We start from the raw sequence: 1174 nt of genomic DNA, 5'->3' as shown, positions 1-1174 counted from the left end.
TTTCAGGATCAGATACTACTCGGCCACGCCATCCTGCTATTCCCACAAAGCTACCCATAATCAATACCACAATTCCCATCATCAATGGGTGTCCCCAATGCACCACTGGCTCAGGAATACCTAAAATTCTAAATTGGTTAGCAATTGGTTCTAAGAGCTGACTGAAATTTCCCACCGGTGTAAAACTATCCTCTCGATTAAGGTTGACCTAGCTTAGGTAACCATCTTTGTAGCATATTCAGAATTTGATTGGGCAAGAAACTCTCAGGATGCCCAGATAGTGATGTTTAGATTCCTTGACACTACTCTAAAACTAGGAAACAGAAAATTCAAACACTCGCAGCTCAACGTGAACAAAGGCTCACACCAGATCCTAGAAGACTGGTATGAGCCTTTGCTTGTCCCTAGTGCCAAGGAGACGCAGGGCTTTAGCCCCAGGGCAAAGCCATCTAAATTTTTTTTGACAAATGACTAAGACTATGGATCGAATACTTGAAAGTACACCGCTAAGGGGATCTCCGAGAGATACCCATTTGTTAGAGGGCGATGCGGAATATCCGACACTACGGGAACGCTTACTAGCTGATTATTGAAAATAAATTAATCACCCACATTCCGCACCCCGCCACTGTCACTATTGTTTTTGATTAGGATTACCCTGGCAAATTGAGAACTGGTATATATCAAAATTAGTAAATACTAATTTTTTTTTGTCGCTAATGTAGCTTTGTAGTTTGTTTGAGCAATTCCTTTACTATAGACAAGCCAGGTAAAGATGACTAATCCAGCTTCGGTTCCTACTAAATCGTGAAGGATATGAAATAAAGCATTGAAAGTCACTTGTGGATCAGTATAAGGATTCCCTCCAAACTTATCTAAAAGAAACACAAACGTTAAATTTACTCCAACTGAGAAAATTGGGAAAAGAATAATTTTCCAATCTTGGAGTATTTTATAGCCTCGATAGGTCAATACGCCCAAAACTAGAGTAAGTGCAATATAGATAGGAATCTTAAAATTATCGTTACCGGCTTGATAACCTAAAGGGTATAAAATTGAAACCACTAACAGACTTATGGCAAACACAATGTTAATTAAATTGGTGATTATAGTAGTTTTCTCCACTAACCCATCCGCCCACAGCGCAAATGCTGAAATCAAGAAAAAGTAAAAC

Annotated in this window: 2 pseudogenes; both read right to left on the bottom strand. The window is 39.2% G+C overall.

The window, feature by feature from the left end:
- Positions 1 to 175, bottom strand: a pseudogene (locus tag F6K49_RS51045) (DUF4079 domain-containing protein); the annotation flags it as partial.
- A 524-nt stretch (positions 176 to 699) separates the two neighbouring features.
- Positions 700 to 1174: pseudogene (locus F6K49_RS51040) on the bottom strand (hypothetical protein); the annotation flags it as partial.

The sequence above is a fragment of the Moorena sp. SIO3I6 genome (genome assembly GCF_010672095.1).
This window is presented reverse-complemented; position numbering and strand designations above follow the sequence as displayed.